The following is a 16,380-nucleotide window of genomic DNA, read 5'->3' on the forward strand; positions in this document are numbered from 1 at the left end:
ACCTTTTACAGTGGTCTTTATATTATCTCTTGCTTGCTCTCGCTTGCTTAAAATATTTTACTGGAGGAAATAGCATCCCGAAAGATTCTCCATCATCTTTACCTAGGTGTTTGTGGTGCATTTTATGTGCTCTTCTTAATGCTTTACCGTACCATCCATTTGCATTACGAAACAATTTAAATCGCTGATGGATAAAGATGTCGTGCACGCCAAAGTAGGCAAGACCATAGGCAAAAATACCTAAGCCTATAGGTAAACCTATCCATACGCCTTCGTACTGCCACAATAGGAAACAGCCTATTGAAACTAGTGCATAAAAAATAAAGAAGAGGTCATTTTTTTCCCACCAAGAGTTGTGTTTTTTATGGTGGTGGTCTTGGTGTAAAGACCATAAAAAGCCGTGCATTACATATTTATGTGTTGCCCAGGCTAGAAATTCCATAATGACAAAAGTCATAACAAAAACGAAGATCCAAAGTAATGTTTGCATTTGTATAGGGGATTCTTTTAAATAAGGTTTAAACGATATTTTACATAGCTACGTGCAAGAAGACTTGCCTTTACGTAGTCTGGTACGCGCACTCTTGTGTTCCTAATTTCGGCAGAGGGAACGCGTTTAAGTTTTGTGAGTAATTTTCTATAATAACGGAAAGCGGTGTACACACCAAACTTTGCTTCTATAGGCAGTCTGTTTATACCGGCTAGTCCTTTTGCAAAGTCTTCTTCTATCTCTTCGATAATACGCTGCTTAGAGGCTTCATCAAGATTTACAAGATTTGTATTAGGAAAGTAGGTGCGACTTAGTCCTTCAAAATCTGCCTTGAGGTCACGTAAAAAGTTTACTTTTTGAAAGGCAGAGCCTAAGCTCATCGCACTGTCTTTAAGACTTTCGTATTTTTCTTTATCTCCTTTCACAAAAACGGTAAGACACATAAGGCCTACTACATCTGCGCTTCCGTAAATGTATTCCTTGTACTCTGCATCTGTGAGATAATCTAGTTTTGTGAGATCTAGGCGCATACTTTTCATAAACGATGCGATATGAGCAGGGTCTATATCATATTTATGCACGGTCTCTTGAAAGGCGTTGAGAATAGGGTTGAGGCTTATTTTATCAGTAAGCGCGTGCTCAAGATCTTCTTCAAAACGTTTGAATAGTGTAGGCTTGTCATAGTCGTGAAAAGAATCTACAATCTCATCTGCAAATCTTACAAAACCATAAATGTTATAAATGTCCTGACGTATACAGGGTGCAAGCATTTTAGTCGCGCTTGCAAATGAGGTGCTATATGATTGAGTTACAACCTTTGCACAGCTTCTCGATACGGTGTCAAATAGAGATTTCATTATTTAATTGATTTGCTTATTAATTGTGATACAAGCTTACCAGATATGAGGGCTGGAGGTACGCCAGGTCCTGGAACCGTTAACTGTCCAGTAAAATACAAATTTTTAACTTTCTTACTTCTTAAATTAGGTCTAAGAAAAGCTGTTTGCTTTAAAGTATTTGCCATTCCGTAGGCATTTCCTTTATAACTGTTATACTCATTTACAAAGTCATCTACACAAAAAGACTTCTTAAAGATAATATGATTTCTAAAATTTTGACCAGATAAATGCTCTAGTCTTTCCATTATAATATCAAAATATTGATCACGTAGTGCCTGCGTATCTTCTACTCCAGGAGCTATAGGGATTAAGAAAAACCCATTTTCTTTACCTTCTGGCGCCATTGTCTCATCTGATACCGATGGGAAATTTGCATAAAATAAAGGCTCTTCTGGCCAAGCAAGGTCGTCATAAATGGTTCTTGCGTGCTGGTCAAAATCTGTATCAAAGAACAAGTTGTGATGAGCTACATTATCAAACTTTTTATCAAAACCTACATAAAAGAGTAGTGATGACGGTGCAAATACACGGCTGTCCCAGTACTTCTCTGTGTATTGTCTATATGATGGGTCTAGCAAAGTCTCACTGTGATGATAGTCTGCTCCACTTACGACATAATCTGCAGTAATGGTTTCCCCATTTACTATAATTCCTTGTACTTTTCCTTGATCTACCAGAATTTTACTGGCACCAGCGCTTGTATGAGTTTTTACTCCTAGTGAGTGTGCCAGCTTAATCATCCCTTTGATGACCTCGTGCATACCACCTTTAGGATGCCAAGTCCCTAAGCCAAAATCTGCATAGTTCATAAAACGATAGAATGCAGGTGTATTATTAGGTTTAGCTCCGAGAAATAATACTGGAAATTCTAAAATAGAAACCAGCTTTTCATTTTTAAAAGCCTTGCGCACGTCATCACTTATAGTCTTAAAAAACTGATTTACGCGTACCGCTGTTTCTGGAGTTACAAGTTCAAAAGGAGAAAGTCCTGGCTTGTTTACTACATCGTTAATAGCAATGTCATAGTTGACTCCAGCATTTTTTATAAACTTTTTGAGTTGAGGCGAGCTTCCTGGCTCTATACGCTCAAACTCTGTAGCTATTTTATCTAGCGTATCACCTATGGTTACAACTTCATCTTTAAACCAAACGTAATAAGCAGGGTCCAGCTTTTCTAACTGGTAAAAGTCTGACACTTTTTTATTAAAATCTCCAAAAAACTTTTCAAAGATATCTGGCATCCAGTACCAGCTAGGGCCCATATCAAATGTAAAGCCCTCTTCTTTGAGTTGTCTGGCACGACCACCTAGGGTTTGATTTTTTTCATAAAGGTGCACCTCGTTACCAGCTTGAGCAAGATAACACGCAGCAGATAGGGATGAAAATCCAGATCCTATAATCACAATCTTTTTAGGCATACGTAGCAGACTTGTTTTTTATAACATTTACAAATTCTCTTATACTCATCATTATATGCACATTTTTAGGAAGACTAAGCTCGTCTATTTTACTAGTCATAGCTCCTAAAACATATAAATCTAATTTTTGGTTACCAAAAAGCTCATTAAACTCATTAAAATACGCTGGTATATCTTCGGCTAGCGGTTGTACAGTAAAGTAAGTTGCAAACGAGAGGTTAGGATGATTTGAAGAGAGGTACTTTAAGTTTGATAACATTATGCTCTGCCCTAAATAAATCACCTTGTAGCCATTTGCAACAAGTTCATAATTTAAAAAGAGTAGGCCTAACTCGTGTATCTCGTTTTCTGGTAAGAAAAGTGCAAATGTTTTATCCTTGAGAGGCGGCACATTAATTTGTGTCTTCTCAATATTTATAAGAATCTTTTGCTTAATAAGGTTAAAAATAAAATGCTCGTGAGATGGGTTTATGGTATCCGTTTGCCATAATAACCCTATCTCTTGTAGTAAAGGTATAAACGTCTCATAAAAAATGGTGACAAATGGCTTATCTTCATTAAGAGCGTTATATGTCTTGTGAAATAAGTTTTGATCAAAATTCATCATCGCAATCTTAAAAGAATTGATAGCGTGATTTTCATTTGAGGCACTCGTTTCTGTTACAAGTTTTGCTACTAGCGCAGCAATCTCCTTTGTAGAGTGTTTTGCTATCTTAGAAATCTTGTATTTGTTCTCTGTTAGAAATACGACATTAAGTAATTTTTGTAAATCACTTAAAGCATACGTTCTAATGTTTGTAGAGGTGCGCTGTGGCTCTAGAAGACCGTATCTTTTCTCCCAGATACGTATGGTATGTGCTTTAATACCACTTAAGCTTTCTAAGTCTTTAATGCTAAATTTTGTCTTTACGGCATTTTTCATAAAACCCTTATTTACTGTAAAAGTAGCGAATTTACTTATTTTGTTTAATCAAATAGTGTTAAGTTTTAAACAAAATATTAAATATACCTCTATAAGCTAGATTTTATAGCACGCAAGTCTTGTGGTTTAATAACTCACTAGTCGTGTATTTTAAGAAAAGGGACGGCGAAAATGTTTTTTCAAAAAAAAAGAGTTAATCATATGATTAACTCTTGTATTGTACCCGGGATGGGACTTGAACCCACACGCAACTAGTGCACACGGCCCTCAACCGTGCCTGTCTACCAATTTCAGCACCCGGGTAGAAAAGCGGCATTTTATCAATGCGGGTGCAAATATAAAATCTTCTTATCAAACTTGTGTGTTAATCCAGAGATATTTTGAAGAAGGATAAAACTGTTATATAAAAAAACCTCTATCGCTAGATAGAGGTTTGCACGTATAAAGTGACCTGGCTGGGGCTCGAACCCAGGACCCTCTCCTTAAAAGGGAGATGCTCTACCAACTGAGCTACCAGGTCGTCATTTTAACGGGGTGCAAATATAAAATCTTCTTTTGAGATTTAATACTTATTATGCAATTATTTTTGAGAACGTTTTTTTTGAGGTTAGTCATAAAAAAAACCTCCATCGTTAGAAGGAGGTTTACACTTACAAAGTGACCTGGCTGGGGCTCGAACCCAGGACCCTCTCCTTAAAAGGGAGATGCTCTACCAACTGAGCTACCAGGTCATTGCCTTAATGCGGGTGCAAATATACACTTAATTAATTCTTATTTCCAAGAGTTTTAAATAAAATTTTCAATCTTTTTTTTAGATTAATATATACTTTTGTTTCTCAACAAGTTCGCTTATGAAAATCTATTTAGTAGGTTATATGGGATCAGGAAAATCTACCATAGGACCACTACTTGCAGAAGTACTTTCTTATAAATTTATAGACTTTGATACCTATATTTCTGAAAAAGAGGGGATGAGTATATCTCAAATTTTTAAAAGTAAAGGTGAAATTTACTTTAGAAAAGCAGAATCTCTTTATTTAAAACAACTTTTAGAGGAAGATTCTGATCAAATTATAGTTGCATTAGGAGGAGGTACCCCTTGTTATGGCACAAATCTCCAGGTGTTAAAGGATAGTGATGCGCAAACTGTATATCTCAATTGGCACTTTAAAACGCTTGCTCAACGTTTATGGTCTGCAAAAGAAGAGCGCCCTCTTATCGCTAATATGCAATCTTATGAAAATCTAGAAGACTATGTTAGAAAGCACCTTTTTGAAAGAGGGTTTTATTATAACCAGTCTGATATAGTTCTAAAAATAGAAGATCAAAATCCTCAAGAAGTTGTAGATAGTATAAAGAACTCCTTACTCTAATACAGCAGTATCATTACCTTTTCTAAAAGTAACTTTTACAGACTCATTGAGAGAAGTACTTAATGAAATCCCTTTAAAGTCTGCCTTAACGGGATACTTTTTATGGTTTCTATTTACAAGTACGGCGGTTTTAAACCTTTTAAGTGGTACGTTAAGGAAGTGTTTTACACCATAAACGAGTGTTGTTCCAGAATTAAGTACGTCATCTATAAGTATCACAGATTTATCCTTGTATTCTTCTGGTGACATACTGGTTTCTACAGTGCCTAAAGGATTTTTCTTATCCATAGTCACTTTACAAAGTGTAGTCTTTATAGGAGAAATCTCAGAAAGCACATCTGCAAGGCGTTCTGCAAATTTGTAACCATTATTTGCAATACCAGCAAGAATGATCTCTTCTTCATTTGCATTACTCTCATAAATCTGAAACGCAATGCGTTTTATTTTATGTTGTATTGCTGTGTGATCTAAAATTTTTTCTAACTTAACTTTCATAGCCGAAATTGCTTGGTGTATAAAGATATTTAATAAACTGCTTATTCCTCTTCTTCGCTAGTAAAAAAGGAGTCATTATTGTAAATCTCGTCTATATCTCTACGATCTTTTTTAGTAGGTCTTCCAGAACCTTTCTTGCGGTAATAATCTTTTGAGTATTTGAGTAACTCGAGTTTTTCGAGATTTTCCTTCGGTGTTTTATCTTGAACATACATCCCCACAAGTTTTGCGCCTAATCTACTCTCTGGTAAATCTAAAACTTCAAGAATATAGGTAACTTGATTTTTACGTACAGAGATAGTGTCTGTAGGGTACACATCTCGCGATGGTTTTACAGAAGCTCCATTCATTTTTACCTGCCCTTTTTTACAGGCAGCCGTGGCTATAGATCGCGTCTTAAAGTAACGCACACACCATAAATATTTGTCTACTCGCATATAAAAAGGCTTAAAACAGCGTTAATAACTGTAAAGTAATGCGCAAAAATACATCAAAATTGTATCTTGCGCTCCTTAAAATAATATTGATGAAATTAAGAAATTACCTTGGTTTAATACTGGTTTTACTAGTTTGTGTAGCTTGTCCTAACAATGATGACGACCTTATAGAGGTTCCTGTAAGAGACCGTGGAGAGCAGTCTGTAGAAGATGATGAGTTGCTAGTAGAGTATCTTTCTACACACTTCTATAATTATGAAGAGTTTGAAAATCCACCTGCAGATTTTGATTATAAAATAGTTTTTGACACTATAGCTGGTGATAATAGTGATAAAACACCATTAATAAACAGACCAGAGCTTAAGAAAAAGCAGTATAATAGATTTGATACAGATAACTCACTATATATCTTACAAGTAAGAGAGGGTAGTGGAGTAGAGCCTGTAGCAACTTTTACAGACTCAACCTTACTAGCATATGAGGGATTCAATCTTTACGGAGAAACTTTTGACGCTACTGTTAACCCTATCTGGCTTAACCTTCCTACTACCATAGACGGTTTTGCAAACGGGTTAGGAACTTCTGTAAATTTATTAAGTACAGTTTCAGAAGATAATAATGTAGGTTTTGGAGGAGCTTCAGGCTTTACAGTAGAGCCAGATGGTACTACTTCTTTCAACCAAGATTATGGAGTAGGTGCTGTATTTGTACCTTCAGGTCTTGCTTATTTTAACCAGCCTCCAGCAGATATTAGCTTATACGGATCTATAGTGTTTACTTTTTCTGTTTTTGATGTGGTAATTACAGATCACGATGGTGATGGTATTATCACTATCAATGAAGATATAGATAATAACGGTTTCCTTTTTGACGAAGCAGATAATCCAGATGGAGATGCTGTACCAGCCTTTAGAGATCCAAATGATGATAATGATGGTATCCTTACCAAACTAGAAACTGTTACAGATGAAGACGGAAATTTTGTAAGTCTGCTTGATACAGACGGAGATGGTATAAATGATCACTTAGACACAGATGATGATGGCGATGGAAGACCTACAATAGATGAAATTATTGTAAATACTCTTACGGGTGAAATCACTTACACAGATACAGATGGAGACGGTACACCAGATTATCTAGACTCAGATAGCTAGTAGACGGTATACCGCTTTCGCGAAAGCGTAATAAAAACCCACATTGTACATCACAATGTGGGTTTTTTAGTTACTATATAAATTGATTTACAATATTTTCAAATAGTTCTTGCTTGCCACTAGTGGGAGTTATTTCTCCTTGCTCTGTGGCAATGGTATAGAGATCTTGTAGATTTAATTTGCCTTGTTCAAAGTTGGCTCCTTGTTTTGTGTCGAAAGATGCGTACCTCTCTTGTACCATCTTTTTGTATGGAGATGATGTCAAAATTTTATCTGCCGTAAGAAGTGCTCTTGCAAAAGTGTCTGCGCCGCCTATATGCGCATAGAAAATGTCTTCCATATCTGTAGAGTTTCTTCTGATTTTTGCATCAAAGTTTACGCCACCCCCTTGCAAACCGCCTGCCTGTAAGAAAACTAGCATAGCTTCTGTGGTTTCTTGGATGTTGTTTGGAAACTGGTCTGTGTCCCAACCGTTTTGATAATCACCACGATTTGCGTCTATACTGCCTAGCATACCAGCCTTTGCAGAGACAGCAAGTTCGTGTTGAAAAGTGTGCTGTGCCAGGGTTGCGTGGTTTACCTCTATATTCATTTTAAAATCTTTCTCTAGGCCATATTCCTTTAAAAATCCTATGGCTGTGGCAGCATCAAAATCGTATTGATGTTTCATAGGCTCCATAGGTTTAGGCTCAATAAAGAAGTTGCCTTTAAAACCTTGTGACCTTGCATAATCCCGTGCCATTGAAAAAAATTGTCCCAGATGATCTAGCTCTCTACCCATATCTGTGTTGAGGAGTGACATATATCCCTCGCGACCACCCCAGAAGACATAATTCTCACCATTTAATGCTATAGTAGCATCTAGAGCTAGCTTTACTTGACCTCCTGCTCTTGCTAGTACCTTAAAGTCTGGATTACTAGCAGCACCGTTCATATACCTCGGGTTTGAAAAGCAGTTTGCTGTGCCCCACAGGAGTTTTATGCCGGTAGAGGCTTGTTTGTCTTTTATATAATCTACAATTTGAGATAATCGTCTTTCAGACTCAGAAAAATTTGAGCCCTCTTGTACTAAGTCATAATCGTGAAAACAATAGTAGTCAAACCCCATTTTTTCAATAAATTCAAACGCCGCGTCTGCCTTTGCATAAGCTGCCTCCATTACATCAGAAGGTTCATCCCACTTAAAACTCTGAGTGCCTGGACCAAACGGATCTGAACCTTGCCCACAGAAAGAGTGCCAGTAGGCAATAGCAAACTTAAAGTGCTCACGCATTGTCTTTCCAGCGACTACCTGATCTGGGTTGTAATATTTAAATGCCAGAGGGTTGTCAGAAGTTTTGCCTTCATAATTAATACTATCTATTCCTTTAAAATAAGTTGCCATATGCTATAATGTGTTAATTGTATCTAAGAGTTTCTTTTTCCAGTTTAAATAGGCCTTTTTGTATGCTTTATTATCTTTAATGGGTCTTATGGTTTTAATGTGATCATTCCCCTTTATTGCCTTACTAAATGGTGTAAAATTATTATCGATTATTAAGGTAGCTCTCGCTGCCCCTACAGCCCCTGTTGTGTCATATATTTCAATTTCTTGACCTATAAGTGTAGCGACAGTTGTTGCAAATATTTCTGATCTAAAAAGATTGTCATTACCTGCTCTTATTACTGTTACTTGAGTCTGGTCATTTTTAAGAATTTCCATACCGTAAACAAAAGAAAAGGCAATTCCCTCAAGTGCTGCACGATACATATGACTTTTGCCGTGTATGTTAAGGTTAATATCTAAAAATTGAGTACCTATATTTTTATTGTCTAGCATACGTTCTGCTCCATTGCCAAAGGGTAATGCCACAAGGCCGTCTGAGCCTATAGGTGCTGTGGCGGCCTGAGTATTCATATCATTATATGAAACTTCGTTAAATGTATTTTTGAGCCATCTGTATTGTATACCACATCCATTTATATTTAATAATCTTCCTACTGTGGCATTTTCTCGTGTGTAGTTTACGTGTGCAAATTGATTTACTTTACTTATTTCTTTAAAGTGCTTTTGGTCTGTCACTGCATAAATCACTCCAGAGGTGCCAGCAGTAGCCGCAACCTCACCTGGTTTTAAGATGTTGAGAGATAACGCATTGTTAGGTTGATCTCCAGATCTATATCTAACTGTTGCATTTGTAGTGAGGCCAGTCTCTATAGCTGCATCTTTTGTTATATTTCCTTGATTTGTAAAATTTTGAGTGATTACTGGAATTAATGAGTGGTCGAGATTATAATGATCTAGAAGCCCTGTAGCAACGCTATTTGAAGAATAATCCCATAAAGTCCCTTCGGTAAGTCCGTTTATAGTCGTAGCATATTGCCCTGTGAGCTTATACGCAATGTAATCTCCTGGTAAGAGTAATTTATAAGCTTGTTTATAGATTTCAGGCTCATTGTTTTTTACCCAGTTTAATTTTGAGGCGGTAAAGTTGCCTGGAGAATTAAGTAGGTGAGTTGCGCACCAGTCGTGTCCTAACTTTTCATATGCTTCTTTTCCTAGGTCAACAGCTCTACTATCACACCATATAATTGCATTGCGTAGGGTTTTGCCTTTTTTATCTATAAGAACAAGACCGTGCATTTGGTAAGAGATACCTATAGCGGTGATAAGATTTTTATCCACCCCAGTATCTTTTATGATATCTCGTGTGGCTTTGCAAATGTGTTTCCACCAAGTCTCTGGACTTTGTTCTGCCCAGTCACTATGGAGCGCAAGTATTTCCATCTCTTGAGCCGGCTCTTGGACTGTCTTTATACTTTTTCCTGTAGCGCTATCTATAAGTGCTACTTTTATAGAGGAGCTTCCTAAGTCGTATCCTATTGAGTACAATGTATCTATGTTTGATTATGCGATAGTAATGTAACGATAATTTGTCATTGCTCATAGGGTTGTAAATTAGTATTAACTATAACGTTTTCGAAAAAGAACATAAAAAAACACCCCAGATGAGGTGTTTTATAACAGTTTATGAAACGTGTTTTAATTCTTTTTATCAAAGGCGTATGAGAGACTTAAAATCCATTGTGAAGGCCTTGCATCTACTTGAAAACCTACACTGTTATCTTCAACTTGTGACTCAGTGATAATCGTATTATCTGTAAAGGCACCTTCATATCTTACATCTATACCTAGCTGGCCCAGTGTTACACCTACACCTAGTTGATATCCTACAGTAAATGAATTTTCTGGATTTTCAAAATCTATATCTCCCTCTTCAAATCCATTTTCAAGGATGTATTGAAATGACGGTCCCGCCTTGATGTTAAGTGGGCCTATAATATCAAATCCTACGAGAAGCGGAATGTCTATTTTTGAAAGTTCATAATCATACGAGTCTGACGATATTCCGTCGTTTGTGTATTCTGTATTGAGCTTTGTATATAACAGCTCTGGTTGTATAATGAGCCCAGCAAACTTTGCCTTGTAAAAAACACCAGCGTGAAAACCGGTTTTGTTTTCTTTGCTAAAAGTGCCATTTGCAAACTCAGACGTAAATTCTAAGTCACCTACAGACCCATAATTAAATCCTCCTTTAATACCAAAGCCAGTACTCTGGCTTAATGCTGTAATACCTGATAAAAGTAGTACGGCGACAATGATTTTTCTCATAATTGAAATTTTATCGATTAATGTAAAGACAAATAAAAAGGCAGTATGTTACAATCATACTGCCTATGTTATATATCAAAAACGTATGGTATACGTTATTATTTTCTTGAAATCACTTTTTCTACTTTCTTAACAATCGCGTTTGCATTAAGACCATATTTCTCCATAAGTTGTGCTGGAGTTCCACTCTCGCCAAAGGTGTCTTCTGTAGCGACATACTCTTGTGGTACTGGATGCGTAAGTGATAGCTCTCTAGCAACACTCTCACCTAGACCTCCTAGAAAGTTATGCTCCTCTGCAGTCACGACACATCCAGTCTTTTTTACAGACTTAATGATTGCCTCTGCATCAAGCGGTTTTATGGTGTGTATGTTTATTACATCTGCCGTGATTCCTTTCTCGTTAAGGACTTTGCAAGCCTCTAGCGCTTCCCATACTAGGTGACCAGTTGCAACAATTGTCACATCATTACCTTCTTGTAATTGTACGGCTTTACCTATTTCAAATGTTTGATCTGCTGGAGTAAAATTAGGTACTACCGGACGGCCAAAACGTAAATAAACCGGACCTACGTGGTCTGCAAGGGCTATTGTAGCGGCTTTGGTCTGGTTATAGTCACAGGTGTTTATTACTGTCATACCTGGTAACATTTTCATAAGACCTATGTCTTCAAGTATTTGGTGTGTTGCACCATCTTCACCTAGGGTAAGACCCGCGTGAGATGCACAAATCTTTACATTTTTACCAGAGTAGGCTATAGACTGTCTTATCTGGTCATAAACGCGACCTGTAGAGAAGTTTGCAAAAGTACCTGTAAAAGGTATTTTACCTCCTATGGTAAGGCCTGCGGCGATACCCATCATATTTGCCTCTGCGATTCCTATCTGAAAGAAGCGCTCAGGATTTTCATCTATGAAGGTTTGGATTTTTAAAGATCCTATAAGGTCTGCACAAAGAGAAACCACATTTAGGTTTGTTCTACCTAGTTCTGTCATTCCTGCGCCAAAACCTGATCTTGTGTCTTTACTGCCTGTATTTTCGTATGTTTTCATTGTAAAAGTTTTTGGTACGCTTTCGCGAAAGCGTAATAAGAAAAGGTTTAGTAATCGCCTAGTGTTTCTGGATTTTGCTCTAGTGCACTAGCGAGTTGCTCATCATTAGGAGCTTTACCGTGCCAAGCGTGAGTGCCCATCATAAAGTCTACACCGTTACCCATAACTGTGTGTAATAACACACAGACAGGTTTACCTTGACCAGACGCGGCTTTTGCCTTGTTCATTCCCGATACAATGGCCTTAATGTCATTTCCTTTTTCTATATCTAAAACAATCCACCCAAAGGCTTCAAACTTTGCGCGTACACTTCCCATATTTAATACGTGATCTGTACTACCGTCTATTTGCTGGCCATTGAGGTCTACAGTTGCAATAAGGTTGTCCACCTTTTTTGCAGAGGCATACATAATGGCTTCCCAGTTTTGTCCTTCTTGTAACTCACCATCACCCATAAGTGCATAGATGGTATGGTTATCGTTATTGAGTTTTTTTGCTTGAGCGGCACCTACGGCAACGCTTAGTCCTTGACCTAAAGATCCAGAGGCTATACGTATACCAGGTAGCCCTTCGTGTGTAGTAGGGTGACCTTGTAGACGAGAGTCTAGCAATCTAAAAGTGTTAAGTTCTTCTACCGGAAAATATCCAGAACGAGCTAGTACGCTATAAAAAACTGGAGAGATGTGACCATTAGATAAGAAGAAGAGATCTTCTCCTATACCATCCATATCAAATCCTTCTTTACGTTCCATTAGTTCTTGATAGAGAACCGAAATAAATTCTGCACATCCTAAGGATCCTCCAGGGTGACCTGAACTTACTTTGTGTACTTGTCGTACAATGTCTCTGCGCACTTGTGTTACAAATGCTTCTAGCTTATTAATATCTGCCATTTTGGGTAAATTTTATCACGTAAAAATAAGCATATAAAAAAGTCCTACCATCTAGATTGCTCAAGATTGTAGGACTTCTTTGATTTTTACGAAATATTGAATTTAAACTGCTTTATGCAATAACATCCATATTTTCTGAAAGTGTACCTATAAATTTTGTGATAGGTCCTTTTACCATCATTGCCATCATTGCATTAAACTCACCTTGAAAAAGGAGTTGCACTTCTGTTTTTGAGGCTTCTAGTTCTTTAATATCTGCAGTGAGCTCAAAAGGAATTTTGTCACTTGCAGCTCCTAGTACTACTTTACTGTGTGGTATACCTTCTTTAAGATCTAATACAATCTCTGGCATTCCTTTAAGACCAAATAAGAAACGGGTATCGCTTATTTTTTCAAATTTGGTGTTTTCTGGCATTAATTTTTCAAAATTCTCAATGTTCATCAAGAAGTTGTACACCTCTTCTTGAGATTTATCTAAAGTTTTTACTGGGCTCTCTAAGTTCATTTAGCTTTTTTTAATTTGTATAATTATCCCCAGTTTGCTGGGTCTTTACGCCAGTTTTCTAAGGTTTCTTGCTGCGCTTCTGTTATGAAGTTTGTATCGCGAGCTTGTAATAATAGGTGCGAGTAATCACTTAATGTATTAAGTGCTACGCCAGCTTCTTCAAAATTTGTAGCAGCTGTGTCAAACCCATAAGTAAAGATGGCTAGCATCCCTTTTACATTCATATCAGAATTTTTAAGAGCTTCTACTGCCATAAGGCTACTCTTACCAGTGCTTATAAGATCTTCTATCACGACTACATTACTGTTAGGCTCTAGGTGACCTTCTATTTGATTTTTACGTCCGTGCTTTTTTGGTTCAGGGCGTACATAAGCAAAAGGTACATTAAGATAATCTGCAACAAGCATACCAATACCTATCGCTCCCGTAGCAACGCCTACTATCGCATCTGGCTTACCGTAGATAGACTCTACTTGTTTTGCCATCTCTTGATGTATGTAGTTACGTATTGCTGGGTACGACAGTGTGATACGGTTATCGCAATAAATGGGAGATTTCCAACCAGAAGCCCACGTAAAAGGAGTTTGCGGTTGTAGTTTTATTGCATTAATTTGCAAAAGCAATTCGGCAGTTTTTTTTGCCGTTTCTTTGTCTAAAATCATATTGCAAATGTATAAAGTTTTTGTCAATGATATTCCTATTATTCTATCTACCGAAAAGGTAATAGGTAAACAGTATAAGACGATTCCGATTAAGACGGTTAAGATTAAAAAATTAATCAAAAAACTGTATGATGGAGAACAGCTATACATCAATCTATATCACCCTAAAGAAGAAAAACTTCTTAAACATTTACGCAAGAAGCTTAAGCTCGTGATAGCTGGTGGTGGTCTTGTTTATAATGACAAAAAGGAAATTCTTTTTATACACCGCAACGGCAGGTGGGACCTCCCTAAAGGAAAGATAGAAAAGAAAGAAGGCATAGAAGAATGTGCTCTGAGAGAAGTAGAGGAGGAGACCGGTGTAAAAGGACTTACTATTAATAGACCGCTTGAGATTACTTATCACGTTTTTAAACGCAACGGTAAATTTAGACTTAAAGAGACTTTCTGGTATGAAATGCATACAAGCTCTACAGAGGCTCTTGTACCGCAAACTAAAGAGGGTATAAAAAAAGCAAAGTGGCTCAACTTTGAAAAAGCACAAAAAGCGCTTGATAAATCTTACGAAAATATCAAGCTCATCTTCCCGAGTACATATCTAGTTAAGCATCCTAACGATAGGGTAGCGTAGGTGGGCTTTCTCATAGTTAGGTGATTTTTTATGAAGCCAGTCTAGCTGGGCATACCAGTTTTCGGCAAATTGAGGTTCTAGTGATTTTTTGAGGTTAAATTCAATTTGTAATTGTGGGTTGCGTTTAAGGACTTCGAGTGCTTTGTCTTCCCACACATATGGTGAAAATCCTTCCTTTTGTTGCAATATGGTGTCAAAAAAGTTCCAGTTAAAGAAACTGTCTGTTGCCTCTGGCTCGAGGGTTTCTAGCAAGTAGCGTATTCCATCTTGATCTGTAGGTACGAGATAGCCACCCTTTGACACAGTTACTTCTTGGCTCGTAGTTTTTACAGCTGTGTTGTAATGTAAATAATGACCCTCGTAAGCACTCTTGCGAGTGTCATAGGTATCTATGTGATATACTTCTCCAGTAAACGTAGTATCTTTTTTAAGCTGTTCGAACTTAATGTTGTTGTCTTTGAGAATAAGAGCAATGTCCCGGTACCCTCTAGGTATCACATATGCCTTAGGTACACGCACTTCCTTAGTTGGTTTAAAGTAATCGTAGTAGGTTACATCCTTTGTGAAAGGCTTTGTTTTATCATATTTGAGGCGTTCTTTTCCTGTGATTTTACTTGGTATCATTTCTCCCTCGTAGCCTAAAAATTCTAAGGTTGTGGTTTTTGTTGTGTCTAGAGCAAATTGTACGGGGTAAGTTTCCGCTTTCGCGAAAGCGTTAAAAGCCTCTGCACGTATTTTTTTAATCTGATCTCCGTTTTGAGCAGTGAGTTTTAAGACACTTTTCATTAACTCATATGTACCTTCTACACGTGGTTTATAAGGCTTGAGCATATGTGTCTCTACCATAAGGCCTATGGTGTTCCATAGTGATGTAAAGCCTGTTGAGTAACGTGGGTAGTCCATAAACTGGCTAAAACCTTTTTCTGGAACGCTATTAAAAACGTTTACATAAGGAGTGATCTCCCAGTCTTTACTCTTTAGATCTTTTTCAAGCATAGGCTGGAAGGTGTCGTGCACGTAGTTACCTAAAGCACCGCCTAGCTTATTGTGTTGTGTAAAAAGATGGGTAAGGGTGTACTGATAGTCTGCGCCATTACTCACGTGATTATCTATAAAAACATCTGGTGATATCATATGATAGATTTCTGCAAAGGCTTTTGCGTTTTTTGTGTCACGTTTTATAAAATCGCGGTTGAGGTCGTAGTTTCTTGCATTACCTCTAAAACCATATTCTTTTGGCCCATTTTGATTTGTACGTGATGTACTGTTACGATTAAGAGCACCTCCTATATTGTATATGGCGATGGCACTTACCCAAGTATCTTCTGGTGCTTCTATCTTGCCTTGTGCGAGGTCACGCATGAGCATCATTGTTGCATCTATCCCGTCTGACTCTCCCGGGTGAATGCCATTATTTATGAGAATACGGCGCACATCTATATCATCAGTAAACTCACTATCAAAACTACGGTTAGGATTAAAGGTGACTAGCGTGAGGGGCTTACCTGCATCTGTCATTCCTACTTCGTAGGTTTTTATAGATCTGTATGCCTTGTCAAGGTCTTGATAAAATGTGATCACCTCATCATAAGTAGGTGTTTCTGTACCACCGCTTTTTTCAAAGAGGGTTGTAAAGTCTGTATTATCTGGGTTGTCTTTGTGCTCTCCACAACTTAAACTAAGGATAGAGATGGCGATGAGTACGATAACTTTTTTCATATGATGGTTGGATTGTGCTGTGAAGATACAAATTGACAAAAAAAAGGCCCCATCTTCTTTTTAAAAATGAGGCCT

The 16,380-nt window shown here is 37.4% G+C and carries 17 protein-coding genes and 3 tRNA genes; 3 read left to right on the top strand and 17 right to left on the bottom strand.

From position 1 onward, the window contains the following. Positions 1–22 precede the first annotated feature (22 nt). From Q0948_RS10605 to Q0948_RS10635, 7 genes are all read right to left on the bottom strand, one after another. Positions 23–490 (bottom strand): sterol desaturase family protein, encoded by a 468-nt coding sequence (locus Q0948_RS10605; protein ID WP_035327817.1) that lies wholly within the window; start codon positions 488–490, stop codon positions 23–25. 17 nt (positions 491–507) lie between these two features. Next, positions 508–1,347 (bottom strand): phytoene/squalene synthase family protein, encoded by an 840-nt coding sequence (locus Q0948_RS10610; RefSeq protein WP_035336076.1) that lies wholly within the window; start codon positions 1,345–1,347, stop codon positions 508–510. After that, the gene (locus Q0948_RS10615) at positions 1,347–2,807 is read right to left on the bottom strand and encodes an oleate hydratase (RefSeq protein WP_298352159.1); all 1,461 of its coding nucleotides are present in this window, start codon (positions 2,805–2,807) and stop codon (positions 1,347–1,349) included. Before Q0948_RS10615 ends, Q0948_RS10610 begins: the two co-directional genes overlap by 1 nt. Beyond that, entirely contained in the window at positions 2,800–3,729 is a 930-nt protein-coding gene (locus tag Q0948_RS10620; protein ID WP_298352162.1) for a MerR family transcriptional regulator, read from the bottom strand. Before Q0948_RS10620 ends, Q0948_RS10615 begins: the two co-directional genes overlap by 8 nt. 220 nt (positions 3,730–3,949) lie before the next feature. Continuing rightward, positions 3,950–4,032: transfer RNA gene (locus Q0948_RS10625), tRNA-Leu, on the bottom strand. Between the two features lie 144 nt (positions 4,033–4,176). After that, positions 4,177–4,249: transfer RNA gene (locus Q0948_RS10630), tRNA-Lys, on the bottom strand. Between the two features lie 138 nt (positions 4,250–4,387). Then, positions 4,388–4,460, bottom strand: a tRNA-Lys gene (locus tag Q0948_RS10635). A gap of 120 nt (positions 4,461–4,580) precedes the next feature. On the opposite strand from Q0948_RS10635, the gene Q0948_RS10640 reads away from it, so the two are divergent. Continuing rightward, positions 4,581–5,102, top strand: a complete 522-nt coding sequence (locus Q0948_RS10640; RefSeq protein WP_298352165.1) for a shikimate kinase — start codon at positions 4,581–4,583, stop codon at positions 5,100–5,102. Here Q0948_RS10640 and Q0948_RS10645 read toward each other — a convergent pair. Both Q0948_RS10645 and Q0948_RS10650 read right to left on the bottom strand, forming a co-directional pair. Beyond that, positions 5,094–5,597, bottom strand: a complete 504-nt coding sequence (locus Q0948_RS10645; RefSeq protein WP_298352168.1) for a phosphoribosyltransferase family protein — start codon at positions 5,595–5,597, stop codon at positions 5,094–5,096. The two genes, Q0948_RS10640 and Q0948_RS10645, sit on opposite strands and share 9 nt — an antisense overlap. Before the next feature lie 41 nt (positions 5,598–5,638). After that, positions 5,639–6,034 (bottom strand): RNA-binding S4 domain-containing protein, encoded by a 396-nt coding sequence (locus Q0948_RS10650; protein WP_298352171.1) that lies wholly within the window; start codon positions 6,032–6,034, stop codon positions 5,639–5,641. Between the two features lie 89 nt (positions 6,035–6,123). Between Q0948_RS10650 and Q0948_RS10655 the strand changes: the two genes are divergently transcribed. Beyond that, on the top strand, positions 6,124–7,191 hold the full coding sequence (locus Q0948_RS10655; RefSeq protein WP_298352174.1) for a hypothetical protein: 1,068 nt from the start codon (positions 6,124–6,126) through the stop codon (positions 7,189–7,191). 73 nt (positions 7,192–7,264) lie between these two features. Here Q0948_RS10655 and xylA read toward each other — a convergent pair whose 3' ends face one another. The 7 genes from xylA to pyrE all read right to left on the bottom strand — a co-directional run bounded on the left by xylA (position 7,265) and on the right by pyrE (position 13,955). After that, the gene (gene xylA / locus Q0948_RS10660; RefSeq protein WP_298352176.1) at positions 7,265–8,575 is read right to left on the bottom strand and encodes a xylose isomerase; all 1,311 of its coding nucleotides are present in this window, start codon (positions 8,573–8,575) and stop codon (positions 7,265–7,267) included. A gap of 3 nt (positions 8,576–8,578) precedes the next feature. Continuing rightward, positions 8,579–10,063, bottom strand: coding sequence for an FGGY family carbohydrate kinase (locus Q0948_RS10665; RefSeq protein WP_298352179.1), 1,485 nt, complete (start codon positions 10,061–10,063; stop codon positions 8,579–8,581). 150 nt (positions 10,064–10,213) lie between these two features. Further along, positions 10,214–10,843, bottom strand: a complete 630-nt coding sequence (locus Q0948_RS10670) for an outer membrane beta-barrel protein (RefSeq protein ID WP_298352182.1) — start codon at positions 10,841–10,843, stop codon at positions 10,214–10,216. A gap of 98 nt (positions 10,844–10,941) precedes the next feature. Beyond that, a complete protein-coding gene (locus Q0948_RS10675; protein WP_298352186.1) occupies positions 10,942–11,895 on the bottom strand; it encodes a transketolase C-terminal domain-containing protein in 954 nt (317 codons plus the stop codon). A gap of 47 nt (positions 11,896–11,942) precedes the next feature. Further along, positions 11,943–12,788 (bottom strand): transketolase, encoded by an 846-nt coding sequence (locus tag Q0948_RS10680; protein ID WP_298352189.1) that lies wholly within the window; start codon positions 12,786–12,788, stop codon positions 11,943–11,945. Positions 12,789–12,900: 112 nt separating this feature from the next. After that, complete coding sequence (locus Q0948_RS10685; RefSeq protein WP_038599884.1) at positions 12,901–13,293, bottom strand: orotate phosphoribosyltransferase; 393 nt, start codon at positions 13,291–13,293, stop codon at positions 12,901–12,903. 23 nt (positions 13,294–13,316) lie between these two features. After that, on the bottom strand, positions 13,317–13,955 hold the full coding sequence (pyrE, locus tag Q0948_RS10690; RefSeq protein ID WP_035327849.1) for an orotate phosphoribosyltransferase: 639 nt from the start codon (positions 13,953–13,955) through the stop codon (positions 13,317–13,319). A 7-nt stretch (positions 13,956–13,962) separates the two neighbouring features. On the opposite strand from pyrE, the gene Q0948_RS10695 reads away from it, so the two are divergent. Beyond that, positions 13,963–14,586, top strand: coding sequence for an NUDIX hydrolase (locus tag Q0948_RS10695; RefSeq protein ID WP_298352201.1), 624 nt, complete (start codon positions 13,963–13,965; stop codon positions 14,584–14,586). On the opposite strand, the gene Q0948_RS10700 is transcribed toward Q0948_RS10695, so the two are convergent. Then, the gene (locus Q0948_RS10700; RefSeq protein ID WP_298352203.1) at positions 14,554–16,305 is read right to left on the bottom strand and encodes a M14 family metallopeptidase; all 1,752 of its coding nucleotides are present in this window, start codon (positions 16,303–16,305) and stop codon (positions 14,554–14,556) included. The genes Q0948_RS10695 and Q0948_RS10700 overlap by 33 nt on opposite strands. Positions 16,306–16,380 lie beyond the last annotated feature (75 nt).

The sequence above is a fragment of the uncultured Dokdonia sp. genome (genome assembly GCF_947496725.1).
Lineage (GTDB): Bacteria > Bacteroidota > Bacteroidia > Flavobacteriales > Flavobacteriaceae > Dokdonia.